Consider the following 23,762-nt stretch of genomic DNA (forward strand, 5'->3'; position numbering starts at 1 on the left):
TGCTGCCAAGTTCACTCTGGCAACAGGTAGAACTGGTCAAATTCGGTGAAAGCTACCCTCCTGCTGGAGCTGCCAATACCGAGCCAAGCTCCCGCCACGCGGGAGAAGGTGTAGAGACTAGACGGCCAGCCTGTAATGGGAAGGTATAGTCCAGACCACAAACCCGAAAGGGGCGGCGAAAGCCGTAGTGGTAAGCATAATCCTTTGGTCGAGGGTTCGAGCCCCTCCGGGCCCACCAATACCAAGCCCCCCAACCATCCTTGTTGGGGGGCTTTTTCTTATTCCCAGCTCTGCCATTGCCCCCACCGGCAACCCCAACACCAGCCAACAGTCGAAACTGATGACTATTGCCAGCATGCCCGTATCACAAACACTTCATTTAAGCACATTCCTAACGAGTAGATAGCCACCTGCGCATTACCATAGACAGAAGCAGTCAGAAGTCGATCAAACTTCTGCGGCAAGAATTACCCGCCACAATAGCCATTTTGATTTTATTTTTGCAATTATTAATTATTGGTTATTCAGTAAATTGACTTTATGCCATTGTTGACGGGTATTTTATTCTTTATTCTGGAGCCATCACATGAAAAAACTCTCTTCCGTACTAGCCATTGGCATGGTCCTGGCTGCCTCGTCGGCATTTGCATCCGATGGCACCATCAATATTACTGGCGAAGTCTCTGCTGTTACCTGCACCATTAATAGCGGCACGAAAAACATCACCGTCAATCTGCCAAAAGTACCCACCACTGCGCTTCCCAGTGGCCAAACTGCTGGCCGCACCCAATTCCAGATTGCCTTGACTGGCTGCACCAACAGCACCGGCAAGAGCGCGCGCGCCTACTTTGAACCGGGTACTGGCAGCGGCGTTAGTGCAGTAGGTCGCCTGCTCAATACTGGCACTGCCACCAATGTTTCGCTGGAATTGCTGGACTCCAACTATGCACTCATCAACCCCAACGACAACATCGACAAGCCTCAATCAGCCCAGCTGGTTCCACTGGTCAGTGGCGCTGGAACACTAACCTATTATGCACAGTATTACTCTTTTGGCACTGTCACCCCTGGTTCGGTAAATGCCAGCATCAACTACAGCATCCACTACCAGTAAGTTGATTTACCAGCCTTAGCACCAAAAAAGCCCATGCCAAACTGCATGGGCTTTTTGTTTCCAAACAAAGCAAAACTCCAGAAAATACATCGCCAGCAATAGAAAATTAGGAACAATCTTTAAGATCGATCCTAACAACAACGCACATCCAGCTCACTACTATTATCGCAAGCAAGCACCAGCAATTCAGCACGTAAAATACGGACCTTCTTATTTTATTGAGCTCACATTAAAAACAATTGCATTTTCTTACGCCGCACCAAATAAATAATATTTTCTGGTCGCCCCTACTGGGTGACCGTTTACCAACCGAACCCTGTTCGGATAACTTCATGGAGCTTTACATGAAAAAACTCGCTACCGTACTGGCTGTTGGCCTGGCCCTCTCCTCCGCCGCTGCCATGGCATCCGACGGCAAAGTGACCATCAACGGTGAACTGAAAACGCTCACCTGCACCATCAATGGTGGCGTTGGTGATATCGTCGTTACCCTGCCGACCCTGTCTACCGCCACCGTGACCGGTTCCGCTACCGGTGGCAGCACCGCATTCACAATGGATCTGACCGCATGCTCCGGCTCCACCGCCAAGGCTTTCTTCGAGCAAGGTCCTAACAACACCATCAATGGCAACCTGAAGAACACCGTTGCCGGTGGCGCCGCCAACGTTGAGATTCAGCTGAAAAACGCCAACGATGTCGTACTGGATCTGAACCAGCCGGCAGCAACCCAAGATAACGTCACCGCCGATATCTCCACTGGTTCCGGCAAGCTGACTTACTTTGCACAGTACAAAGCTGTTGGTACCACCACTGCTGGTCTGGTGTCCTCTAGCACCACCTACTCTCTGGTTTACAACTAAGCGCAATGCTTCCACCCGGGCCGCCCTGGCCCGGGTGATTTCTGGCTGATCCAAGATGAAAAAACTGCTTACCTTAGTTAGCGCGGTAACGGCAATAGTTGCGGCCGTGCCGGAAACCAGTCACGCCAATGTAGTGATTACCGGCACTCGCGTGGTATACCGCCAAAGCGACCGCGAAGTTACCGTCAAGCTCGATAATGTTGGTACCCAGCCGGCGCTGGTACAAGTCTGGGCCGACCGTGGCGATGAAAAGTCCAGCCCCACTAAGGCTGATGCCCCATTTTTGATCACTCCCCCCATTTCCCGGATTGACCCGGCCAAAGGCCAATCCATTCGCCTGATTTTTACCGGCGAAAACCTACCTGCCGACCGCGAAACAGTATTCTGGTTGAACGTGCTGGATGTGCCACCAGTACCCAAAGATGCGGATGCCAACTATATCCAACTGGCCATTCGTTCCCGCATTAAATTGTTTTACCGCCCCAGCAAGCTGCCCGGCACCCCGGACGAAGCCGCCCGCGGCTTGAAATGGAGCCTGGTGAGCCAGGGCAAGGGCATGGTATTGCGCGCGGAAAACAATAGCGCGTATTCGGTATCCATGAACTCCGCGGCAATCGAGGTAAGCGGCCAGCAGTACAAAACAGTTGGCGGCATGGTATTGCCATTTGGCTCGGCGGACTTTGTTGTTCCGGGCCTGAAAGGCAAACCAGCAGTCAACAGCAATTGCACCGTTAAATACGAAGCAGTAAATGATTATGGCGGCCCGGTAGAACTATCCGCGCAACCCAAACTATAAAGAACGATCCCGCGACAGCGTGCAGCACGCTCATCAGCAGGTAACAGAATATGAAAATGAAATCATGCCAGCGGCCCCGTCGCCATTATGTTCTCAAGCCGTTAACCATGCTGTTGCTGGGAGTGTTTGGCTATCAACTGCAGTCGGCTAACGCCGCAACAGCAGAAGCAACACAAGTCGCACTGAATGATGTCGAGTTCAACAACTCGCTGGTGGACTTGCCGGCGGAGAGCAAGGGCAGCATGCTGCAGCGTTTCAGCAATGCCAACACCGCCCTGCCTGGCAGCTACCGGGTGGATTTGTATGTCAACGACTACTGGGTAGCCCGCCGCGATATCCAGGTGCGCGATAACAAATCCGGCGGTAGCTATATCTGCTTTACTCCCGCCCTGCTCACCGACCTGAACCTGGACTACACACGCGTACCGGACGCCAAGACACTGCAAGCTCTGCCTGCGGGTGACTGCATCGATCTGGTTCAGCAATTGCCGGGAGCCGCTATCAGCTTCAACAGCGGGGAGCTGCGCATGGATGTCAGCATGCCGCAGATTTACCTGCGCCGTCAGGCACGCGGCTATGTCAGCCCGGACCTGTGGTCACCTGGTGTACCGCTGGCCGGTTTCCTGAATTACAACCTGAATGCCTCACGCAACAATCCGGATGACGGCGCCACCAGCAGCCAGTACTTCCTCAGCGCTCAGGCTGGTATCAATCTGGGCGTATGGCGCTTACGCCACAGCAGCGCGCTGACACAGCAACTGTCCGGCCCGGATCAGACCGCTCGCTACCAGCGGCTGAGTACTTACGCACAACGCGATTTGCCCGATTGGCACTCTACCCTGACCCTGGGGGAAACCTACACCCCTTCCGAATTCTTCAGTTCCGTGCCGTTCCGCGGCATGCTGTTACGCTCCGATGATCGCATGCTGCCAGATTCGCAAACCGGCTATGCACCAGTGATTCGTGGCGTGGCGGACAGCAATGCCACGGTGACAGTGAAGCAAGGCAAGAACACGGTTTACGAAACCACCGTTCCGCCGGGCCAGTTCCAGATCGACGATATGTACAACTCTGGCTATGCCGGCGATCTGGAAGTGACCATCACCGAAGCCGATGGCCGCGTCAAGCAATTCACCATGCCTTATGCCTCCGTGCCACAGCTGCTGCGCCCCGGCTTCAGCCGCTATAGCTTGGCTGCCGGTGAGTTGTATGCTGGCAGAGGTACACCGCACCCCAGCTTTGTGCAAGGTACCTACCAGCGTGGTATCAACAATAGTGTGACTATGTTCGGTGGCGCCCTCGGGTCCAGCCGCTATTTTTCTGCGGTAATGGGCGCAGCCGTCAGCTCCGACCTGGGGGCATTCGCGGTGGATGTCACCCATTCGCAAGCGCTGTTCGACTCCAATACCCAGGCGCTGCCACATCAATTGCAGGGCCAGAGTTATCGGCTGACCTATAGCAAGTTGCTGAATGCCACCAATACCAACCTGATGTTGGCCGCATACCGCTACTCTACCGAGGGCTTCATGGAGTTCAGCGACTTCAACTACGCTCAGCAATATGGTGCCCGCTATCAGCCGATGAAGAGTCGCTTCACCATCAACATGAACCAGCCGTTTGCCGAAGGTTGGGGCAGCCTGACACTGACCGGCGCGACTCAGGAATACTGGGATCGTAGCGGTCGCGATACTCAGTACATCCTGAATTACAACAACACCTATCGCAAATGGCTGAGCTACGGCGTCACCGCCAGCCGTACCAAGAGTGCCACTGGCGAACACACCAATCAGTACATGCTGAGTGTCAGCATTCCGCTGGAGAAAGTACCGACTTCGCCAATGCTTACCGCCAGTTACAGCAGCGATAGCGACCACAACCGCTCGCAGCAGGTATCCATCAGCGGCACTGCGGGCGAACTACGCAACCTCAGCTACTCGGCCTACGCCAACGGCAGCCACAGCAATAACAGCAATACAGAAAGCTATGGTGCCTATGCCAGTTATGCCGGCAGCAAAGGCACCCTGTCTGGCAGCTTCAGCCAGTCCAGCACCAGTTCACAGCAGATGCTGGGGCTCTCTGGCGGCATGGTATTCCACCCAGGCGGCATCACCCTGGCGCAATCAGTAGGCGAAACCATGGCGGTGATCGAGGCCAAGGGCGCCGAAGGAGCAGCGGTTGGCAATATGCCTGGTACCCGTATCGATGGCAGCGGCTATGCGGTTGCCACCAACCTGCAGCCCTATCGCATGAACGATGTCAGCATCGACCCAAAAGGCATGAGCGATGACGTGGAGCTGCAGTCCAGTTCGGTGTCTATTGCCCCGAACTCCGGCGCCATTGTCATGCTCAAGTTCCCCACCACCTCTGGCAAGGCGGTAATGGTGAACCTGAAGCTGAAATCCGGCGAGAGCGTGCCTTTGGGTGCGGACGTGCTGGCCGAAAATGGCGAAGGCATTACCATGGTTGGCCAGTCCGGCCGTACTTTCCTGCGAGGCCTGGAAGGCAAACTGCTGCAGGCGAAGTGGGGTAACGGTGACAAGCAGCGCTGCAACTTCCGCTATCAGTTGCCAGCGGATAGCCAGAACAACGGCGGCATCCGTAACGCTGAATCGGTATGTGAGTAAATTAAGCAAGTAAATCAACAGTAGCGGGCGCAGCCCGCTACCTGTAGTACCCATTTTGGGTTTTTACTGTAGCGATTGTAGTTGCGGCCAACATAGTTATTGTCATTATTTTTTGATGCGCCGCATATCTATTCATTACTATCAATATCGGATAATCATGAAAACCGCCAACAAATTCTTGATGGCAGGATGCGCTATTTTGGCGCTGCCAATGTCTGCTTATGCCTCGTGTAGCAATATTGGAGGCTACATTCCAGACCTAAGCTTTACATTACCCGCTTCGCTTAGCGTCCCACGTGACCAGTTCAATGTTGGTGATGCAATCTGGACTAGTGCACGGCTTGGAAATTCCGGCCCTATCAACACGATACAGTGCACTGGTGCCGCAACAGATTATTCATGGGGCGTGATATTAAGCGGCCCGATTACCGGATGGCCGATTGCCAGCAATGTTGGCGGTTCACCATCATACCCGGCCCCTAGTCGGGTGGTTTACCAAAGCAATATTCCCGGCATTGGCGTCGCCTTGTATTTCTATGATGATGCCAGTGTACCTGAGACACCATCGCGATTACCTCTTTACTCCTTTGGCAATAAAACCTACTGGAAGACACTATATGTCCCATGGACATATCGCAATGCTCATGACTTTCAGCTACAGCTAGTCAAGACTGGCCCTATTTCTGCAGGCGGGAGCCTCAATATGGCTGGTACCTATGCTGAAGTATGGTATGGGGGAGGCAATGCGCCAGGTGCGGCAGGTAGTGTCAAGTCGACAATATTGCGCTTTAATAGCGACTTTCCAATTACCGTTCCCACCTGCCAGCTTGCCAATTCCATTATCAACGTGCCACTCCCCAAGATTTCAGTCAAAGCGCTCGGCCCTGGTGTTGCCGCAGGCCGGACCAATTTTGATATCCCGATGAACTGCAGCGGCACCAAGGTGTACTACACGTTGTCTGGTAATTTCCAAGCAGACAACTATACATTGCTGATCCCCACCGGCACGGCAAGCGGTGTCAGGCTACAGTTGCGCGACCGGGCCACGAATAACGCTTTGGCGTTGGATGGCATTCAGAAATATTTCTTGGCAGATACCACAGGTCAAAGCAATGTCCAGCAAACTATCAAGCTGGCCGTCCAGTACCATCAGCCGGGTTCGGTTGCGGCTGCGACTCCCGGCACGGTGAATGGCAGCGTCGCGCTGAACATGCTGTATCAGTAACTTCCCCTTCCGGCTTTACTAGTCGGAGCCTTAACACGCCCCTGCGAATGCCGGGGCGTTTTTGTTTTTACCAGCTTGGCTGGCATCCGACAAAGCCGACGCCCCTCTCATACCGCTAAGTATGCATCATTCACTATGCGTACGACATGCCATTCACAGCAACACCGCGTCTGCATGCATTGTCATCCACGATGTCATGGCTATATTGCAATCACTGTTGACACACGAGGAGTGCAGCAGCGATTTCCCAAAATGTCATTGACATTCCCAATTTCATAAAAAATATCAATGGCATGGATAAAATTCTTATTTGAAATCGATAGGACTATTTTTAAGAGTTTGCCGCTACAGGCAAACAAGCGTTTGGCTTATTTTCGCAAAGCTGTGAAAATTCCGTCGTCAATTCGATATGTGATCGCTATGAAACTATCCGTCAAAACGCTTGTTCAGCATTTGCTGACAACTGGCTCTCCCACGCCAGCGCCAAGCTCCGCCCGCGTTTGTTGGCGGGTACCCTCCTCGCAGCCGTTGCGCGCACGCCGCTCACAGCGGTGGCTTGCCATCCCGCTGGCACTGCTGGCATATACCGGTGCTGCCAATGCGGGGTGCAGCAACATAGGGGGGATCTACCCAGGAGTCACCATCAATGTGCCGGCCAGCCTGAGTATTCCGCGTGACAAGGCAAATGGCTTGCTGTGGCAAAGTCCGCGACTAGGAAATAGCACTGTCAACACCATCGAATGCACCCCCACCGCGAGCGATTATGAGTGGGGCCTGGTAACAGGAGGGCCGCTGTCCGGTGCCACTGCCCAATCTGGCTACCCTGGTGGACTGCCAACCATATACAACACCAACATACCCGGCATCGGCATCGCCATCATGTTTTACGATAATGCGGCGAGCCCTTCCACTACCATTGCCAAGCCGGTATATACCACAGCGCAAAAAACCTACTGGAATCAGATTACCGGTACCTATTTCCGTAATTCGGCGGATTTCCAGGTCTCTCTATACAAAACCGGCCCGATTACGCCTGGCTTACTAAGCCTGTCAGGAACAGTTGCAGAGGTATGGTATGGCGGCAACAATGCCCCCAACGGCTCTGGTGGCGTACTTTCGGCGAAGATGTTCATTTCCAATGATGTCAATATCACCACCCTGACCTGTGCGATCAGCAACCCGAATGTCACCGTAGTGCTGCCCAAAGTTGCCAATACGGCTTTACCAGCGGCGGATACCGCTGCAGGCATCACGCCATTCGATATCAACATGGTTTGCAATAATACCAAGGTGTCTTACCGGGTAGATGGCAACCAGTACGACGCTGGCTACACCAGCCTGATCCGCCCAACTGGCACCGCCCAGGGCGTAGCAGTGCAATTGCTGACCCGGCAGAGTTCGCCAACCGTGCCGTTGCCATTGGGTACCAAGAAGCTGCTAACCGATACCACCGGCAGCAGCTATGTGCCGGTAAAGCTGCCCTTGGCCACACGCTATTATCGCCCTAGCGGTGCACCGGCGCTGCAGCCAGGTACGGTCTCAGCAACCGCAACCCTTACCATGTTCTACGAGTGAATCACTGCCCGGCCATGCCGTGCTTACAGATAACGTTTGTCTGCATATGCAAGTCAGTGCCGGGCAGCCGCTACCGCTGGTGGCAAGCCCGGCGCTCTAGCCCTGATGTTGAGCAAGCGGTTGGCACTCAGATTCTGGCGACCGCTGCCCCCTGGGCAAAATAGCTGCGCACACCGGACAGGATGGCATCGGCCATCTGCTGCTGAAAATCGGCGCTGATCAGTTTTTGCTCTTCTTCCGGGTGGCTGATGAAGGCGGTTTCCACCAGGATGGAAGGAATATCCGGCGCCTTCAGCACCGCAAAGCCGGCCTGTTCCACTTTGTCCTTGTGCAGTTTGTTGAGGCCGCCCATCTTGCTCAGTACCGACTTGCCCAGTTTCAGACTGTCGTTGATGGTGGCGGTCTGGGTGAGGTCGAACAGCGTGTGCGCCAGGTACTTGTCCTTACCGCCGATTTTCACGCCGCCCACCATGTCGGCGTCGTTTTGGGTCTTGGCAAGGTAACGCGCCATGGTACTGGTGGCGCCGTTTTCCGACAGCGCAAACACTGAAGAACCGCGAGCGGTACGATTATCCACCGCGTCGGCATGCACCGAGATGAACAGGTCGGCATTCAGCTTGCGCGCCTTGGCCACCCGCACCCCCAGTGGCAGGAACACATCCTCGTCCCGCGTCAGCACCGCGCGCATATTCTTCTCGGCATCGATCAGTTTTTTCAGCTGGCGGCTGATTTTCAATACCACGTCTTTTTCGCGAATGCCGCTGGGACCTACCGCGCCAGGGTCTTCGCCGCCGTGGCCGGGGTCGATGACAATGGTAAGGGTACGGTTGATGCCACCTTTGTCCTTGCCGCCACGCGGGGCGCTGTTGTCCAACTGCCCCTTGTTGTAATCCTCCAGCAGCGCCAGTAGCGGGTCGTCCTGCTGCGCATCCGCCGGGTAGAGATCCAGCACCAGGCGGTGCTGATACTCGCCTACCGGTTTCAGCGAGAACAGTTGTGGCCTCACCTCGTTACGCAGGTCGAACACCAGCCGTACGGTTTCAGCATTGAACTGGCCAGCGCGCGCCATGCGGATGAACGGGTCAGCCCCCTGGATCTGCTTACCCAGGTCCTGCAGCACATTGGTGAGCTGTACGCCGATCAGGTCCACCACCAGGCGATTGGGGTTGGCGAGGGAGAAATGCTTGTAACGCACCTCGCTGCTAGCTTCGATGGTGACGCGGGTATAGGTGGACGATGGCCACACTCGCACCGCCACGATCTGGCTGCCGGCGGCGATGCCGACCCGGCTGACGGTGAGCAGAAAGGTGGCAGCGGCGGCCCCTATCAGTTTGCGGCGGTCAAGGTCTGGAAGCGGCTGAGACATGCTGATCCTGTTTCACTGTGAGCGGCAAGACGGTAGTTGCGACCTTCGCCGGCGACGCCGAGTTCCAGCGTCAGGTCGGCTTGGGGCAGAACGCCCTCTGCTTTCTGTGGCCATTCGACGATACACACGGTATCCGCGGCAAGATAGTCGGCAAAGCCGGCGTCGTACCACTCCCGGGGATCGCTGAAACGGTATAAATCAAAATGATGCACCGTCATGGCCGGCAGCGGGTAGCTTTCCACCAGCGTGTAAGTCGGGCTTTTCACCCGGCCGGCGTGGCCGAGCCCGCGCAGCAGGCCACGGGTGAAGGTGGTCTTGCCGGCGCCAAGGTCGCCGTGCAGCTGCAACTGCAGCCCGGCCTGCAGGCAGGCAGCGACTTGCTGTCCCAGCTGCAGCGTGGCGGCCTCATCCGCGAGAAAGCCTTCGACACTGGTATGATCCGTCGCCATGAATGAAATGTCCGGTAAAAACGAGAATTATCGCCATTTGGCTCACCAAATCAAGGCATGGGCGCTAGAGCTTGGCTTTGCCGAGGCCCGCATCACCCGTGCCGTGCTGCCTGCAGAGGCGGAAACCACCTTGGCCGCATGGCTGGCCGAAGGCTGTCATGGCGAGATGGACTATATGGCACGCCATGGCGCCCTGCGCCTGCGCCCCACCGAACTGGTGCCGGGAACGCTGCGCGTGATCAGCCTGCGCATGCACTACTGGCCAGCCGAGGCGCGGCAGGCAGAGGCGATTCTGGCCGATGGCGCCAAGGCCTATATTTCACGTTATGCGCTGGGGCGCGATTATCACAAGGTAATTCGCAATCGACTGCAAAAACTGGCTGAACGCATCAGCGCAGCCGACCCGGCACATCAGTTCCGGGTATTTACCGACAGCGCGCCGCTGGCCGAGGTAGCGTTGGCCGCACAAGCAGGTATGGGCTGGCGTGGCAAACATACCTTGCTGATCAACAAGCAGCAGGGCTCGCTATTCTTTCTGGGCGAGATACTGACTAACCTGCCGTTGCCAGAGGACGACAGTGAACCCGGTCACTGCGGGCGCTGCACGCGCTGCATCGATATCTGCCCCACCGGCGCGATCGTGGCGCCGTACAAGGTGGACGCCAGGCGCTGCATCTCCTACCTCACCATCGAGCTCAAGGGCGTGATTCCCGAGCCGCTGCGGCCACTGATCGGCAACCGGGTATACGGCTGTGACGACTGCCAGCTGGCCTGCCCGTGGAACCGCTTTGCAGTTCCGACGGCGGAGGCGGATTTCGCCGTGCGCCACGGGCTTGATGACAGCAGCCTGCTGGAACTGTTCGGCTGGGATGAAGCAACCTTCCAGACACGTATGGCCGGCAGCCCGATCTACCGCATCGGCTACGCCAAGTGGCTATCCAATCTGGCAATCGGCCTGGGCAATGCGCCTTACGCCGCCGACATCGTGGCGGCACTGCAATCACGGCTGAACCATGCCGACGAGCGGGTGCAAGAGTCGGTGCGCTGGGCACTGCAACGGCAGTTGCAGGCGGCAGACAGGCAATAAGGTCGGCCGCATGCGGCCAACCCGGCACCTCACGGTAATGGCTTGGTGAAGTGAAACGAAGAGATCACGAAGCCATACTGCAGATACAGCTTGTGCGCCGCGGTGCGCCAGGTGCCGGAATCCAGTACCAGGTAACCACAGCCCAGCGCGCGGGCCTCCGCCTCGCACCAGTCCAGCATGCGGCGGCCCACACCCTGCGAGCGGACGTTCTCGTCGGTAACCAGATCGTCCAGGTACAGGCGCATGTCTTCGTAGGTGTTCTCGTAGACCCGGTACAGCCCAAGCGCCAACACGCGGTCATTGCCATCCAGTGCGGCAATCAGCCTGGCGCCATAGCTGCAGATGCGCGCCATCTTGCCAAGATAGGCATCCGCCGACTCCGGCAGCATCGGCCGCAGCTGGCGGTGCACCGGCAGGGCGTCAGCCAGCAGTGCAGGCTCCACGATGCGCCCGTGCTCGTCGCACAGGCGCACAATGCGCAGCGTACCCATCAGCCGGCGCGCGACGGTGCGATGACCAGCGATTCGCCTTCCAGCACTACCTTGCCCTTCACCAAACACTCGGTAGCGAACTTGACACGCTTTTTCACTGGGTCCAGCTCGGTAACGGTCACCCGCGCGGTAACGGTTTCGCCCAGCTTGACCGGCGCCTTGAACTTGGTGGATTGCGACAGATAGATGGTGCCGTTGCCCGGCAGGCGGGTGCCCACCACGGTGGAGATCAGGCCGGCGGTGAGCATGCCGTGCGCGATGCGGGTCTTGAACATCGAGGCTTCGGCATATTCCTGATTGATGTGCACCGGGTTGTCATCACCGGATACTGCGGCAAACATCAGGATGTCGGCTTCGGTGATGGTCTTGGCGTATTCGGCGCTGTCGCCGAGCTTGATGTCTTCGAAATAAACCGTCATGGAGGCTTCCTGTACAGAGTAAGTGAAAGGGCTGCGGCGCGGGTGATACCCCTGCCAGCGTTTGCTCCTGCCTGTATCTTGTTGTTATGACGACTTCAATGTTGCAGTGCATTCTTGCATGCTTTCCCTCAAATGCAAATTGTGGGGAAATCGCGTAATATCACCCCACCCCTGTTGTACTGCAGTTGCTTTGTAGTCAATCTACCAATTAAACGCTCGTTTTATTTCGTGGCTGACGCCTGTCGCGCGGCACCCGGAACGGGCTGTTTCAATCAGAGAGTTCGCTGGAGGAATATGAAAGCTCTAGTCGCTGTGAAACGCGTTGTGGATTACAACGTGAAAGTGCGGGTCAAGGCCGACGGCACCGATGTGGATGTCGCCAACGTCAAGTTTTCGATGAACCCGTTCGACGAAATCGCGGTGGAAGAAGCCGTGCGCCTGAAGGAAGCCGGCAAGGTCACCGAGATCGTGGTGGTATCGATGGGGGTGAAGCAGTGCGAAGAAACCCTGCGCACCGCACTGGCCATGGGCGCCGACCGCGCCATCCTGGTGGAAACCGATGCCGAACTGCAGCCGCTGGCGGTAGCCAAGCTGCTGAAGGCGGTTGCCGACAAGGAACAGCCGCAGCTGCTGATCGTCGGCAAGCAAGCCATTGATGACGATGCCAACCAGACCGGCCAGATGACTGCCGCGCTGCTGGGCTGGGCGCAAGGCACCTTCGCTTCCAAAGTGGATGTAGCTGCAGAAACCGTGGACGTGACCCGCGAAGTGGATGGCGGTCTGGAAACCGTCAAGCTGCGCCTGCCGGCAGTGGTAACCACCGACCTGCGCCTGAACGAGCCGCGCTACGTCAAGCTGCCCAACATCATGGCCGCCAAGAAAAAGCCGCTGGACAAGACCACCCCGGCCGATTTGGGCGTGGATGCCTCCCCGCGTCTGAAGACTCTGAAAGTGGCCGAACCGGCCAAGCGCTCCGCCGGCATCAAGGTAGCCAACGCTGCCGAACTGGTGGCCAAACTCAAGAACGAAGCAAAGGTGCTGTAAACCATGGCTATTCTCGTTATCGCTGAACACGACAACCAGAGCCTGAAAGCAGGCACCCTCAACACCATCACCGCCGCCGCCAAGCTGGGCGAGGTGCACGTGCTGGTGGCCGGCCACAACGCCGCGGCTGCTGCCGATACCGCCAAGTCCGTATCCGGCGTGGCCAAGGTTCTGCTCGCCGACAGTGCAGCCTACGCACACGGCCTGGCCGAGAATCTGGCGCCGCTGGTAGTGGATCTGGCCAAGGGCTACAGCCACGTGCTGGCGCCGGCGTCCTCTTACGGCAAGAACCTGCTGCCGCGCGTAGCTGCACTGCTGGACGTGGCGCAGATCTCCGACATCATCGCCATCGAATCCGCCGATACCTTCGTTCGTCCGGTTTACGCCGGCAACGTACTGGCCACCGTGCAGTCGTCCGACAGCATCAAGGTAATCACCGTGCGCACCACTGCCTTCGAAGCAGCTGCTACCGGTGGTGCGGCCAACGTGGAAAGCGTTGCCGCCGCTGCCGATGCCGCGCTGTCGAGCTTTGTCGGCCAGGAGCTGACCAAGTCCGACCGCCCGGAACTGGGTGCTGCCAAGATCATCGTATCCGGTGGCCGCGCGCTGGGTTCCGAAGAGCAGTTCAAGGCGGTGATCGAGCCGCTGGCCGACAAGCTGGGCGCTGCCGTTGGTGCTTCCCGCGCCGCGGTGGATGCCGGCTACGCGCCGAACGATTACCAGGTTGGCCAGACCGGCAAGGTCGTAGCGCCGCAGCTGTACGTGGCAGTAGGCATTTCCGGTGCCATCCAGCACCTGGCCGGCATGAAGGACTCCAAGGTGATCGTGGCGATCAACAAGGACGAAGAAGCGCCGATCTTCCAGGTGGCCGACTACGGCATCGTGGGTGACCTGTTCACCGTGGTGCCGGAGCTGATTGCAGAGTTGTCCAAGTAATACCCGGGCACCTCGAGAAACTCCGGCTTTCGTTGCGATTCTGCGTTGCTCACAAAAAATTCCTCCTTACATATCACCCATATGCTGCGTCGGAATTTTTTGCTCGCGCCTTGTCTCGCTTAGAAATCCGGGTTTTTCGAGGCACCCACTCGTAGCACCCATAAAACAAGGCATGGTGCCACGGTGCCACGCCATACAAGAAAGCCGGCCATGACCGGTTCGTCTGGGGAATACCAGCTGCCTTAGCGGCAGCGGGCATGTCCGTTGGCGGACAGCATGGCCGGCTTTTTTGCACGATGAAGGCTTTATATAGAGGAGCTGTACCCATGATCTACAAGGCACCAAGCAAGGACATTCGCTTCGCCCTCAACGAACTGGCGGAACTGCCGGCTATCTGCACGCTGCCAGGCTACGAAGACTGCAGCGTCGAACTGACCGACGCCATTCTGGAAGAAGGCGCCAAGTTCGCCGAAAACGTACTGGCCCCAATCAACCGCAATGGCGACAAGGGCGCCAAGTGGTCGCCGGATTTCAGCGTTACTGCAGCCGAAGGCTTCAAGGACGCATGGCAGCAGTATGTGGAGGCTGGCTGGGTGGGCCTGCGCGCCCCAGCTGATTATGGTGGTCAGGGTCTGCCGGCCCTGGTGGCGATTGCCGCCGAGGAAATGTGGTGTGCGGCCAACCTGGCGTTTTCGCTGGCACCGCTGCTGACCCTGGGCGCGGTGGAGGCCATCAACCACCATGCCTCCGACGAATTGAAAGCCGTCTACCTGCCGCGCATGTCCAGCGGCGAATGGACCGGCACCATGAACCTGACCGAACCACAAGCCGGCTCCGACCTGGCGCAGGTGCGCAGCAAGGCCGTGCCGGTGGGCGACGGCAGCTACAAGATCAGTGGCCAGAAGATTTTCATCACCTGGGGCGAGCATGATATGGCGGACAACATCGTCCACCTGGTGCTGGCCCGTCTGCCGGATGCGCCGGCTGGGGTGAAAGGCATCTCGCTGTTCATCGTGCCCAAGTATCTGGTGAATACCGACGGCAGCCTGGGCGCGCGCAACGACGTGCGCTGCGTGTCGCTGGAGCACAAGCTGGGTATTCACGGCAGCCCCACCGCGGTGATGAGCTTTGGTGATGAAGGCGGCGCCATTGGCTACCTGGTGGGCGAAGCCAACAAGGGCCTTGGCTATATGTTCACCATGATGAACCACGCCCGCCTGGGCGTGGGTGTGGAAGGCATGGCGGTATCCGAGCGTGCCTACCAGAAGGCGGTAGAGTATGCCCGCGAGCGCGTGCAGAGCCGCGCCGTCGGCAGCCCTGACCCGGCTGGCGTGCCCATCATCCGTCACCCGGACGTGCGCCGCATGCTGATGACCATGAAAGCGCAGATCGAGGCGCAACGTGCACTGGCTTACTATGCTGCAGCTGCCCTCGACCGCGCCGCGCGTCACCCGGTGGCCAGCGAGGCCGCGCGCAATCAGGCGCTGGTCAACTTCCTGATCCCGATCGTGAAGGGGTGGAACACCGAGCAGGCCAACGAAATCACCAGCCTGGCCGTGCAAGTACATGGTGGCATGGGTTTCATCGAAGAGACCGGCGTGGCGCAGTACTACCGCGATGCGCGCATCACCGCTATTTACGAAGGCACCACCGGCATTCAGGCGCTGGACCTGATCGGCCGCAAGACCGCGGCGGAAGACGGTGCCACCGCGCGCTGGCTGCTGGAAGAGGTGCGGGTGACTGCCGGCAAGCTGGCCGCAGCCGGTTACGCCAGCATGGCGGCCAACCTTGAAGCGGCGGCGAAAGAAGCGGAACGCTGCGTAGCGTTCATCCTGAACACCTTCGGCGACAAGCCTGCGTTGGCTGCTGCTGGTTCAGTGCCATTCCTCAAGCTGATGGGTATTGTGCTTGGCGGCTGGATGATGGGCCGCGCCGCGCTGATCGCCCGCGCGCAGCAGGGCGATGAAGGTGTCGATATAGAGTTCCTGGCCGCCAAGATCGTCACCGCGCGCTTCTACACCGAGCATCTGCTGCCGCAGGTGGCAGGCCTGGCTGCGGCTATCGTCGAAGGTGCCGACAGCGTGCTGGAACTGGACGAAAGCCTGTTCTAAGTTGATAGCTTCTGCCCCGGCAACGCCGGGGCGCAAAACGGCAGGCCCCTTCTGTCGCGCGAAAGGGGCATGCCGCCAGCTGAATTGCCAGCTGGGGAAGCACTGCCAGGGGCGGCCACGCCGGGTGGCAAGCGCGACATTGCTATCTTCAGGAGGGGGAATGTGTTGTATTGACGTACGCGTCAGCCTGGCTGACGCCAGCGTAAAACTAGGAATTTACCCCGATTGCCCGCCTGGACGGCTTGCCGAAAACGAATTTCGTGTTACAATCGAAAAGTTTATCCGAACGGGACATGCGCAAGCCGCGCGGTGTCCCGTTTGTTGTATAAGTGATTAAAAAAACACTATTTTCAGGAGCCAGCCAGTGACAACCGTACCCGCGATTCTTGCCTTGGCTGACGGCACGCTGTTCAAAGGCGTAGCCATCGGTGCCAATGGCCACACCGTCGGAGAGGTGGTTTTCAATACCGCCATTACCGGTTACCAGGAGATCCTCACTGATCCGTCCTATACCCGGCAGATCGTCACCCTGACTTATCCGCATATTGGTAACGTCGGCGCGAACTCGGAAGATACCGAGTCCCGCGCCGTTTTCGCATCCGGCCTGATCATCCGTGATCTGCCGCTGCTGCACAGCAACTTTCGCGCGGAAGACTCGCTGTCCGATTACCTCAAGAAGAACAATGTCGTTGCCATCGCCGACATCGACACCCGCAAGCTCACCCGTTTGCTGCGCGAAAAAGGCGCCCAGGCCGGCTGCATCATGGCAGGCGAGATCGATGAAGCCAAGGCTATCGAGCTGGCACGCGGCTTCGGCAGCATGGCCGGCCAGGATCTGGCCCAGGTCGTTACCTGCGAGCAGCCGTACCAGTGGAACACCCGCGAATGGCGTCTGGGCCAGGGCTACACCGCCCAGACCGACACCCCATTCCACGTGGTGGCTTACGACTACGGCGTGAAGCACAACATCCTGCGCATGCTGGCCGAACGCGGCTGCAAGCTGACCGTGGTGCCGGCCAAGACCCCGGCCAAGGACGTGCTGGCGCTGAATCCGAACGGCGTGTTCCTGTCCAACGGCCCGGGCGATCCGGAGCCATGCGACTACGCCATCACCGCCATCCGCGAGATTCTGGACACCAAGCTGCCGGTATTCGGCATCTGCCTGGGTCACCAGCTGCTGGGTCTGGCCACCGGCGCCAACACTTCCAAGATGAAGTTCGGCCACCACGGTGCCAACCACCCGGTGCAGGATCTGGACTCCGGCCGCGTGATGATCACCAGCCAGAACCACGGCTTCCAGGTGGATGAAACCAGCCTGCCGGCCAACGTTCGCGTGACGCACCGCTCGCTGTTTGACGGCACCGTGCAGGGTATCGCGCTGACCGATCGCCCAGCGTTCTCCTTCCAGGGTCACCCGGAAGCGAGCCCGGGGCCGGAAGACGTGGCCTACCTGTTCGACCGCTTCATCGCTGCCATGGCTGAACGCAAGACCGCCTGATCAAGGAGCGCATCATGTTTGGCATTACCGACCTGACCACTTACATCCTCGGCACCATCTTCATTGTGCTGCTGCCGGGGCCCAACTCCATGTACGTGCTGTCCGTTGCCGCCCAGCGCGGACTGCGGGCCGGTTTTGCCGGAGCCGCCGGCGTTTTTGTCGGCGACTTCATCCTGATGACACTCGCCGCCACTGGCGCGGCAGGCTTGCTGAAGACATATCCGGCAGTGTTCGCCGTGGTGAAATACCTCGGCGGCGGCTACCTGGCCTGGATCGGCATCAACATGCTGCTGAACGCGTTGCGCGCCATGCGCTCCGCAGGCAAGAACAGAGAAGAAAAACAGGCTCCGAAAGCCGTGAACGCAGCCGCGCCATTTACCCGCGCGCTGGTAATCAGCCTGATGAACCCCAAGGCCATCCTGTTCTTCGTGTCCTTCTTCGTGCAGTTTGTCGATCCTGCCTACGCCTACCCTGCCATCACCTTTGCCATTCTCGGCGGCATCCTGCAGTGCTTCAGCGCACTGTACCTGACCACCATCATCGTGGCCGGCTTCCGCCTGGCGGAGGCCTTCCGCCGTCGTCGCAAGCTGGCGGCGTCGCTGTCCGGCACGGTGGGTGCGATGTTTGTCGGTTTTGGCGCCAAGTTGGCCGCAGCGAGCCTGTGAACTGAAACATTAGAATTGAATTGAGCGAATACGATGCCGAAACGTACTGATATCAAGAGCATTCTCATCATTGGCGCCGGCCCGATCGTTATCGGCCAGGCGTGTGAATTCGACTACTCCGGCGCCCAGGCCTGCAAGGCGCTGCGCGAGGAGGGGTACAAGGTCATCCTGGTGAACTCCAACCCGGCCACCATCATGACCGACCCGAACATGGCCGACGTCACCTACATCGAGCCGATTACCTGGCAGGTGGTGGAAAAGATCATCGCCAAGGAACGTCCGGACGCGATCCTGCCGACCATGGGCGGCCAGACTGCGCTGAACTGCGCACTGGACCTGGCGCGCAATGGCGTGCTGGAGCAATACAAGGTCGAGCTGATCGGCGCCACCGAAGACGCCATCGACAAGGCGGAAGACCGTGGCCGCTTCAAGGAGGCCATGGCCAAGATCGGCCTGTCCTGCCCGCTGTCCTTCGTGTGTCACACCATGGAAGAGTCGCTGGAAGCGCAGAGCAAGGTCGGCTTCCCGACCCTGATCCGCCCGTCCTTCACCATGGGCGGCTCCGGCGGCGGTATCGCCTACAACAAGGAAGAGTTCCTGGCCATCTGCGAGCGCGGTTTCGAAGCTTCGCCGACCCACGAACTGCTGATCGAACAATCCGTGCTCGGCTGGAAAGAGTACGAGATGGAAGTGGTACGCGATCGCAACGACAACTGCATCATCATCTGCTCGATCGAAAACTTCGACCCGATGGGCGTGCATACCGGCGACTCCATCACCGTGGCCCCGGCGCAGACGCTGACCGACAAGGAATACCAGATCATGCGCAATGCCTCGCTGGCAGTGCTGCGTGAAATCGGTGTGGATACCGGCGGTTCCAACGTGCAGTTCGCGGTGAACCCGGATACCGGCGACATGATCGTGATCGAGATGAACCCGCGTGTATCGCGTTCCTCGGCACTGGCCTCCAAGGCCACCGGCTTCCCGATCGCCAAGGTCGCCGCCAAGCTGGCGGTGGGCTACACCCTGGACGAGCTGCGCAACGAGATCACCGGCGGTGCTACCCCGGCCTCGTTCGAGCCGTCCATCGACTACGTGGTTACCAAGATCCCGCGCTTCGCCTTCGAGAAATTCCCGCAGGCCGATGATCGCCTGACCACCCAGATGAAGTCGGTGGGCGAAGTGATGGCCATGGGCCGCACCCTGCAGGAATCGATGCAGAAAGCGCTGCGTGGCCTGGAGACCGGCCTGTCCGGCTTCAACTCGGTAACCAGCAATGAAGAAGCCATCCGCCACGAGCTGGGCGCACCGGGACCGGAACGCATCCTGTACGTAGCCGACGCTTTCCGTATCGGCATGAGCCGTGACGATATCTTCGCCGTCAGCAAGATCGACCCGTGGTTCCTGGCCCAGATCGAAGACCTGGTGGGCGAAGAGCAGGCACTGGCTGGCCGCAAGCTGGAAAACCTGGCCTACGACGAGCTGCGTCGCCTGAAGCGCAAGGGCTTCTCCGACCGTCGCCTGGGCGAGCTGCTGGGTACCGACCAGGCCGCCGTGCGCGCGCATCGCTGGAGCCTCAAGCTGCACCCGGTGTACAAGCGCGTGGATACCTGCGCCGCCGAGTTTGCCACCAACACCGCCTACATGTACTCCACCTACGAGGATGAGTGCGAATCCGCACCGACCGATCGCAAGAAGGTGATGGTACTGGGTGGCGGCCCGAACCGTATTGGCCAGGGTATCGAATTCGACTACTGCTGCGTGCATGCCGCGCTGTCGCTGCGCGAATCCGGCTTCGAGACCATCATGGTCAACTGCAACCCGGAAACCGTATCCACCGACTACGACACTTCCGACCGCCTGTACTTCGAGCCGCTGACGCTGGAAGACGTGCTGGAAATCTGCCGCGTGGAAAAACCGTTCGGCGTGATCGTGCAGTACGGTGGCCAGACGCCGCTGAAACTGGCGCGCGCGCTGGAAGCCAACGGCGTGCCCATCATCGGCACCAGCCCGGACATGATCGATGCCGCGGAAGACCGCGAGCGCTTCCAGCAACTGCTGAACGACCTGGGCCTGAAGCAGCCGCCTAACCGCACTGCCCGCAACCCGGTGGACGCGATGCGCCTGGCCGAGGAAATCGGCTACCCGCTGGTGGTGCGCCCGTCCTACGTACTGGGTGGCCGCGCGATGGAAATCGTGCACGAGCCGGCCGACCTGGAGCGCTACATGCGCGAAGCGGTGAAGGTATCCAACGACAGCCCGGTGCTGCTGGATCGCTTCCTGAACGACGCTATCGAAGTGGACGTTGACTGCATCTCCGACGGCACCGACGTGGTGATCGGCGGCATCATGCAGCACATCGAACAGGCTGGCGTGCACTCCGGTGACTCCGCCTGCTCGCTGCCGCCGTACAGCCTGTTCCCGGCGGTACAGGACGAAATCCGCCGCCAGACCGTAGCCATGGCCCGTGCGCTGAACGTGGTGGGCCTGATGAACGTGCAGTTCGCCATCCAGCGCGACACCATCTACGTGCTGGAAGTGAACCCGCGTGCCTCGCGTACCGTGCCGTTCGTTTCCAAGGTAACTTCCGCGCCGCTGGCCAAGATCGCTGCCCGCGCCATGGCCGGCATCAGCCTGAAAGAACAGGGCTTCACCAAGGAAGTGGTACCGCCGTACTACGCGGTGAAGGAAGCGGTATTCCCGTTCATCAAGTTCCCGGGCGTGGATACCATCCTGGGGCCGGAAATGAAGTCCACCGGTGAAGTGATGGGCGTTGGCCGCACCTTTGCCGAAGCCTTCGTCAAGAGCCAGCTGGCCGCCGGCGACCGTCTGCCGCGCACCGGCAAGGTGTTCCTGTCGCTGCGTCAGAGCGACAAGGAAGGTGGCGTGGAAGTGGCGCGCGAACTGCAGAAGCTGGGCTTCGGCGTATGCGCCACCCGCGGTACCGCCAAGGCGCTGGCCGAGGCCGGCATCGTGGTGCAGGTCGTCAACAAGGTGAACGAAGGCCGTCCGCACATCGTCGACATGATCAAGAACGGTGAAATCGACGTGCTGGTGAACACCGTGGACGAAAAGCGCCAGGCGATCCAGGACAGCCACGCCATCCGCCGCTCCGCGCTGCAGATGCGCGTGCCGCAGTACACCACCCTGGCCGGTGCCAAGGCAGTGTGCGTGGGCCTGTCGCACGTGGACGATTTCGATGTCTACAGCGTGCAGCAGCTGCACGCCGAAGTGCAGGGTTAAATGGCAATGCCTGCGGCCAACCTTTGAACCGCAGGCAAATACCCGTTACAATTCGCGCTGAAAACATTGTCCGCCAAGCCGCCGTCCTGTACGGCGGCTTGCGCTTTTATCATGGGGCGGCACTGCCCCCGGAGAATACAGAATCATGATCAAGACCCCGCTGACCGTGCGTGGCGCCGAGCTGCTCAAGGCCGAGCTGCAGCGCCTGAAAAGCGTGGAGCGTCCGTCGGTAATCGAGGCTATCGCCGAAGCGCGTTCCCATGGCGATCTGTCCGAAAACGCAGAGTACGATGCCGCCAAGGAGCGCCAGGCGTTCGTGGAAGGCCGTATCGCCGAACTGGAAGGCAAGATTTCCAACGCCCAGATCATCGACCCGAACGACCTGGATGCCGATGGCCGCATCGTGTTTGCCGCCACCGTAAAACTGCTGGATCTGGAAAGCGAAGACGAAGTGACCTACCAGATCGTGGGCGACGATGAAGCCGACATCAAGGACGGCAAGGTATCGATCAATTCGCCGATCGCGCGTGCGCTGATCGGCAAGGAAGCCGGCGATGTGGCCGAAGTGCTGGCACCTGGCGGCATCCGCGAATACGAAATCCTGGACGTACTCTATATCTGAGCGCCGCTTGTAGCGGTGCATGGCCAGTAGGCCGGCAGGGGGGATGCATGAACGGTTTGCGTGAAATTGCCCGCACCTTGTGGATAGGCGGGATGTGGGTGGTAGGCATCATCGTGGCGCCGGTGCTGTTTTCAGCGCTCAACAATGCCACCGCCGGCATGGTGGCTGGCCGCATGTTTGCTGCCATCGCCTGGGTCGGCCTGGTATGCGGCGTGTTCCTGATGGTGGAGCTGGTACTGCGCAACGGCGCCCGCGCACTGAAAAGCGGTCCGTTCTGGCTGCTGGTGGGCATGTTGGTATGCCTCATCATCAACCACTTTGCCGTGACCCCGATCATCGCCGGCCTGAAAGCGCAGATGAACCATGCGGCGGAAGGCCTGTTTGGTGGCGGCTTTGGCACCTGGCATGCCATTTCCAGCCTGATCTACCTGCTGCAGAGCCTGATGGGGCTGATGTACATCCTGAGTAACGATAACTGATACGGTAGCCAGCAAAAAAGCGGTGGCATGCCACCGCTTTTTTCTACATGCAAACCTGGCCGCAGCTTACGGGCGAGCCTTCAGCGCCTTCTTGCTTTTGGGCAGTTCGATCAGCTGCTTGTCGGACGGGCGATACAGTACCAGCAGCTTGCCGATGTGCTGCACCTGGCCGGCGTCAAGCTGGTCGCAGATCTGTTCGTACATCGCCACGCGCGCGTCACGGTCGTCGCCTTGCACGCGAACCTTGATCAGCTCGTGGGCATCCAGGCTGATGGCGATTTCGCGGATAACCGACTCGGTCAGGCCGTTGTTGCCGATCATCACCACCGGGTTGAGCGAGTGGGCCAGACCTTTCAGGTATTGGCGCTGGACAGGGGTCAGTTCGATTTTCATGTATTGCTTCAAGTTTCAGATTAAAAAGCAATTTTACTCGAATTTATCTTAATCCCCAACGGGGATTTTCGATGCAGGAATTCATCATGGCACGCAGTAAAACCAGTAATGCCTGGCTGAAAGAGCACGTCAACGACTCCTATGTGCAGATGGCGCAAAAAGACGGCTACCGTGCCCGTGCCGCCTACAAGCTGCTGGAGATCAACGACAAGGACAAGTTGATTCGTCCTGGCACCGTGTTGGCCGATCTGGGCTCGGCGCCCGGCAGCTGGTCGCAGGTGGCGGCACGCATCGTTGGCGACTCGGGCAAGGTGTTCGCGCTGGACATCCTGCCGATGGACCCGATTCCCGATGTGGCCTTCATCCAGGGTGACTTTCGCGAACAGGAAGTGCTGGATGAGTTTGTCGCCCTGCTGGGCGGACGCGAACTTGACCTTGTAATTTCCGACATGGCGCCCAATATCTCCGGGATGAGCAGTATCGATCAGGCCAGAAGTTTTCACCTGACCGAGCTGGCACTGGAATTTGCTCGTGAGCATTTGAAACCTGGCGGGCACTTTCTCGTCAAAGTGTTCCAGGGGAGTGAGTTCCAATCGTATATGCAGGCCATGCGCGAGTTGTTCACCGAGGTAGTGACGCGCAAACCCAAGGCCTCGCGCGATCGCTCCAGTGAAATCTACCTGCTGGGCAAGGGCCGTCGCTGACAGCCTCGCCTGCCGGGTTTACAATCAGATAACCATCTACCTTGTCAGGGCACATAGGAGC

21 protein-coding genes are annotated in these 23,762 nt (G+C 58.8%); 16 read left to right on the forward strand and 5 right to left on the reverse strand.

From position 1 onward, the window contains the following. Window positions 1-586 precede the first annotated feature (586 nt). The 6 genes from ACFOKJ_RS04960 to ACFOKJ_RS04985 all read left to right on the forward strand — a co-directional run bounded on the left by ACFOKJ_RS04960 (window position 587) and on the right by ACFOKJ_RS04985 (window position 8,194). Window positions 587-1,114: a fimbrial protein gene (locus ACFOKJ_RS04960; protein ID WP_390277052.1), complete on the forward strand. Its 528-nt coding sequence runs from the start codon at window positions 587-589 to the stop codon at window positions 1,112-1,114. Window positions 1,115-1,458: 344 nt separating this feature from the next. Beyond that, complete coding sequence (locus ACFOKJ_RS04965) at window positions 1,459-1,974, forward strand: fimbrial protein (RefSeq protein WP_390277054.1); 516 nt, start codon at window positions 1,459-1,461, stop codon at window positions 1,972-1,974. A gap of 55 nt (window positions 1,975-2,029) precedes the next feature. Further along, a complete protein-coding gene (locus tag ACFOKJ_RS04970) occupies window positions 2,030-2,770 on the forward strand; it encodes a fimbria/pilus periplasmic chaperone (protein ID WP_390277056.1) in 741 nt (246 codons plus the stop codon). 107 nt (window positions 2,771-2,877) lie between these two features. Further along, the gene (locus ACFOKJ_RS04975) at window positions 2,878-5,394 is read left to right on the forward strand and encodes a fimbria/pilus outer membrane usher protein (protein ID WP_390277058.1); all 2,517 of its coding nucleotides are present in this window, start codon (window positions 2,878-2,880) and stop codon (window positions 5,392-5,394) included. A gap of 157 nt (window positions 5,395-5,551) precedes the next feature. After that, entirely contained in the window at window positions 5,552-6,619 is a 1,068-nt protein-coding gene (locus ACFOKJ_RS04980; RefSeq protein ID WP_390277060.1) for a fimbrial protein, read from the forward strand. A gap of 288 nt (window positions 6,620-6,907) precedes the next feature. Continuing rightward, entirely contained in the window at window positions 6,908-8,194 is a 1,287-nt protein-coding gene (locus ACFOKJ_RS04985) for a fimbrial protein (RefSeq protein WP_390277062.1), read from the forward strand. A 127-nt stretch (window positions 8,195-8,321) separates the two neighbouring features. Here ACFOKJ_RS04985 and ACFOKJ_RS04990 read toward each other — a convergent pair whose 3' ends face one another. Then, window positions 8,322-9,560 (reverse strand): N-acetylmuramoyl-L-alanine amidase, encoded by a 1,239-nt coding sequence (locus ACFOKJ_RS04990; protein WP_390277064.1) that lies wholly within the window; start codon window positions 9,558-9,560, stop codon window positions 8,322-8,324. After that, a complete protein-coding gene (tsaE, locus tag ACFOKJ_RS04995; protein WP_390277066.1) occupies window positions 9,521-10,009 on the reverse strand; it encodes a tRNA (adenosine(37)-N6)-threonylcarbamoyltransferase complex ATPase subunit type 1 TsaE in 489 nt (162 codons plus the stop codon). Before tsaE ends, ACFOKJ_RS04990 begins: the two co-directional genes overlap by 40 nt. 37 nt (window positions 10,010-10,046) lie before the next feature. Between tsaE and queG the strand changes: the two genes are divergently transcribed. Further along, a complete protein-coding gene (gene queG / locus ACFOKJ_RS05000) occupies window positions 10,047-11,096 on the forward strand; it encodes a tRNA epoxyqueuosine(34) reductase QueG (protein WP_390277068.1) in 1,050 nt (349 codons plus the stop codon). Between the two features lie 29 nt (window positions 11,097-11,125). Here queG and ACFOKJ_RS05005 read toward each other — a convergent pair whose 3' ends face one another. Together ACFOKJ_RS05005 and ACFOKJ_RS05010 are read right to left on the reverse strand one after the other, a co-directional pair. Further along, a complete protein-coding gene (locus tag ACFOKJ_RS05005; RefSeq protein ID WP_390277070.1) occupies window positions 11,126-11,587 on the reverse strand; it encodes a GNAT family N-acetyltransferase in 462 nt (153 codons plus the stop codon). Beyond that, the gene (locus tag ACFOKJ_RS05010; protein WP_390277072.1) at window positions 11,587-12,006 is read right to left on the reverse strand and encodes a MaoC family dehydratase; all 420 of its coding nucleotides are present in this window, start codon (window positions 12,004-12,006) and stop codon (window positions 11,587-11,589) included. Before ACFOKJ_RS05010 ends, ACFOKJ_RS05005 begins: the two co-directional genes overlap by 1 nt. Window positions 12,007-12,300: 294 nt before the next feature. On the opposite strand from ACFOKJ_RS05010, the gene ACFOKJ_RS05015 reads away from it, so the two are divergent. The 8 genes from ACFOKJ_RS05015 (at window position 12,301) to ACFOKJ_RS05050 (ending at window position 22,604) form a co-directional block, all read left to right on the forward strand. Further along, window positions 12,301-13,050 carry an electron transfer flavoprotein subunit beta/FixA family protein gene (locus tag ACFOKJ_RS05015; RefSeq protein ID WP_390277074.1) on the forward strand — a complete coding sequence of 250 codons (750 nt, stop codon included), beginning with the start codon at window positions 12,301-12,303 and terminating at the stop codon, window positions 13,048-13,050. A gap of 3 nt (window positions 13,051-13,053) precedes the next feature. Continuing rightward, window positions 13,054-13,986, forward strand: coding sequence for an electron transfer flavoprotein subunit alpha/FixB family protein (locus ACFOKJ_RS05020; RefSeq protein WP_390277076.1), 933 nt, complete (start codon window positions 13,054-13,056; stop codon window positions 13,984-13,986). Window positions 13,987-14,312: 326 nt separating this feature from the next. Beyond that, complete coding sequence (locus ACFOKJ_RS05025; RefSeq protein ID WP_390277079.1) at window positions 14,313-16,097, forward strand: acyl-CoA dehydrogenase; 1,785 nt, start codon at window positions 14,313-14,315, stop codon at window positions 16,095-16,097. A gap of 364 nt (window positions 16,098-16,461) precedes the next feature. After that, the gene (gene carA, locus ACFOKJ_RS05030; protein ID WP_390277081.1) at window positions 16,462-17,595 is read left to right on the forward strand and encodes a glutamine-hydrolyzing carbamoyl-phosphate synthase small subunit; all 1,134 of its coding nucleotides are present in this window, start codon (window positions 16,462-16,464) and stop codon (window positions 17,593-17,595) included. Window positions 17,596-17,609: 14 nt separating this feature from the next. Next, complete coding sequence (gene leuE, locus ACFOKJ_RS05035) at window positions 17,610-18,260, forward strand: leucine efflux protein LeuE (protein WP_390277084.1); 651 nt, start codon at window positions 17,610-17,612, stop codon at window positions 18,258-18,260. 33 nt (window positions 18,261-18,293) lie between these two features. Then, the gene (gene carB, locus ACFOKJ_RS05040) at window positions 18,294-21,503 is read left to right on the forward strand and encodes a carbamoyl-phosphate synthase large subunit (protein WP_390277086.1); all 3,210 of its coding nucleotides are present in this window, start codon (window positions 18,294-18,296) and stop codon (window positions 21,501-21,503) included. Window positions 21,504-21,648: 145 nt separating this feature from the next. Then, window positions 21,649-22,125 carry a transcription elongation factor GreA gene (gene greA, locus ACFOKJ_RS05045; RefSeq protein ID WP_390277088.1) on the forward strand — a complete coding sequence of 159 codons (477 nt, stop codon included), beginning with the start codon at window positions 21,649-21,651 and terminating at the stop codon, window positions 22,123-22,125. Window positions 22,126-22,172: 47 nt separating this feature from the next. Continuing rightward, complete coding sequence (locus tag ACFOKJ_RS05050; protein ID WP_390277090.1) at window positions 22,173-22,604, forward strand: DUF4149 domain-containing protein; 432 nt, start codon at window positions 22,173-22,175, stop codon at window positions 22,602-22,604. 66 nt (window positions 22,605-22,670) lie between these two features. Here ACFOKJ_RS05050 and yhbY read toward each other — a convergent pair whose 3' ends face one another. After that, a complete protein-coding gene (yhbY, locus tag ACFOKJ_RS05055) occupies window positions 22,671-22,997 on the reverse strand; it encodes a ribosome assembly RNA-binding protein YhbY (protein WP_390277093.1) in 327 nt (108 codons plus the stop codon). 83 nt (window positions 22,998-23,080) lie between these two features. Here yhbY and ACFOKJ_RS05060 point away from each other — a divergent pair, with 83 nt between their 5' ends. Continuing rightward, entirely contained in the window at window positions 23,081-23,701 is a 621-nt protein-coding gene (locus ACFOKJ_RS05060) for an RlmE family RNA methyltransferase (protein WP_390277273.1), read from the forward strand. Window positions 23,702-23,762: the final 61 nt, after the last annotated feature.

The sequence above is a fragment of the Vogesella amnigena genome, assembly GCF_042648905.1.
GTDB lineage: Bacteria > Pseudomonadota > Gammaproteobacteria > Burkholderiales > Chromobacteriaceae > Vogesella > Vogesella amnigena.

Excerpts from the sequence above, each read along its gene's own strand:
- ACFOKJ_RS04985 (WP_390277062.1), top strand. The coding sequence starts at position 6,908 with ATGGCATGGATAAAATTCTTATTTGAAATCGATAGGACTATTTTTAAG.
- ACFOKJ_RS05050 (WP_390277090.1), top strand. The coding sequence starts at position 22,173 with ATGAACGGTTTGCGTGAAATTGCCCGCACCTTGTGGATAGGCGGGATG.
- ACFOKJ_RS04975 (WP_390277058.1), top strand. The coding sequence starts at position 2,878 with ATGCTGTTGCTGGGAGTGTTTGGCTATCAACTGCAGTCGGCTAACGCC.
- leuE (WP_390277084.1), top strand. The coding sequence starts at position 17,610 with ATGTTTGGCATTACCGACCTGACCACTTACATCCTCGGCACCATCTTC.
- ACFOKJ_RS05005 (WP_390277070.1), bottom strand. The coding sequence starts at position 11,587 with ATGGGTACGCTGCGCATTGTGCGCCTGTGCGACGAGCACGGGCGCATC.
- ACFOKJ_RS04970 (WP_390277056.1), top strand. The coding sequence starts at position 2,030 with ATGAAAAAACTGCTTACCTTAGTTAGCGCGGTAACGGCAATAGTTGCG.
- ACFOKJ_RS04980 (WP_390277060.1), top strand. The coding sequence starts at position 5,552 with ATGAAAACCGCCAACAAATTCTTGATGGCAGGATGCGCTATTTTGGCG.
- ACFOKJ_RS05015 (WP_390277074.1), top strand. The coding sequence starts at position 12,301 with ATGAAAGCTCTAGTCGCTGTGAAACGCGTTGTGGATTACAACGTGAAA.
- tsaE (WP_390277066.1), bottom strand. The coding sequence starts at position 10,009 with ATGGCGACGGATCATACCAGTGTCGAAGGCTTTCTCGCGGATGAGGCC.
- ACFOKJ_RS04965 (WP_390277054.1), top strand. The coding sequence starts at position 1,459 with ATGAAAAAACTCGCTACCGTACTGGCTGTTGGCCTGGCCCTCTCCTCC.
- ACFOKJ_RS05020 (WP_390277076.1), top strand. The coding sequence starts at position 13,054 with ATGGCTATTCTCGTTATCGCTGAACACGACAACCAGAGCCTGAAAGCA.
- ACFOKJ_RS05010 (WP_390277072.1), bottom strand. The coding sequence starts at position 12,006 with ATGACGGTTTATTTCGAAGACATCAAGCTCGGCGACAGCGCCGAATAC.
- ACFOKJ_RS04960 (WP_390277052.1), top strand. The coding sequence starts at position 587 with ATGAAAAAACTCTCTTCCGTACTAGCCATTGGCATGGTCCTGGCTGCC.
- ACFOKJ_RS05025 (WP_390277079.1), top strand. The coding sequence starts at position 14,313 with ATGATCTACAAGGCACCAAGCAAGGACATTCGCTTCGCCCTCAACGAA.
- greA (WP_390277088.1), top strand. The coding sequence starts at position 21,649 with ATGATCAAGACCCCGCTGACCGTGCGTGGCGCCGAGCTGCTCAAGGCC.
- yhbY (WP_390277093.1), bottom strand. The coding sequence starts at position 22,997 with ATGAAAATCGAACTGACCCCTGTCCAGCGCCAATACCTGAAAGGTCTG.
- carB (WP_390277086.1), top strand. The coding sequence starts at position 18,294 with ATGCCGAAACGTACTGATATCAAGAGCATTCTCATCATTGGCGCCGGC.
- ACFOKJ_RS04990 (WP_390277064.1), bottom strand. The coding sequence starts at position 9,560 with ATGTCTCAGCCGCTTCCAGACCTTGACCGCCGCAAACTGATAGGGGCC.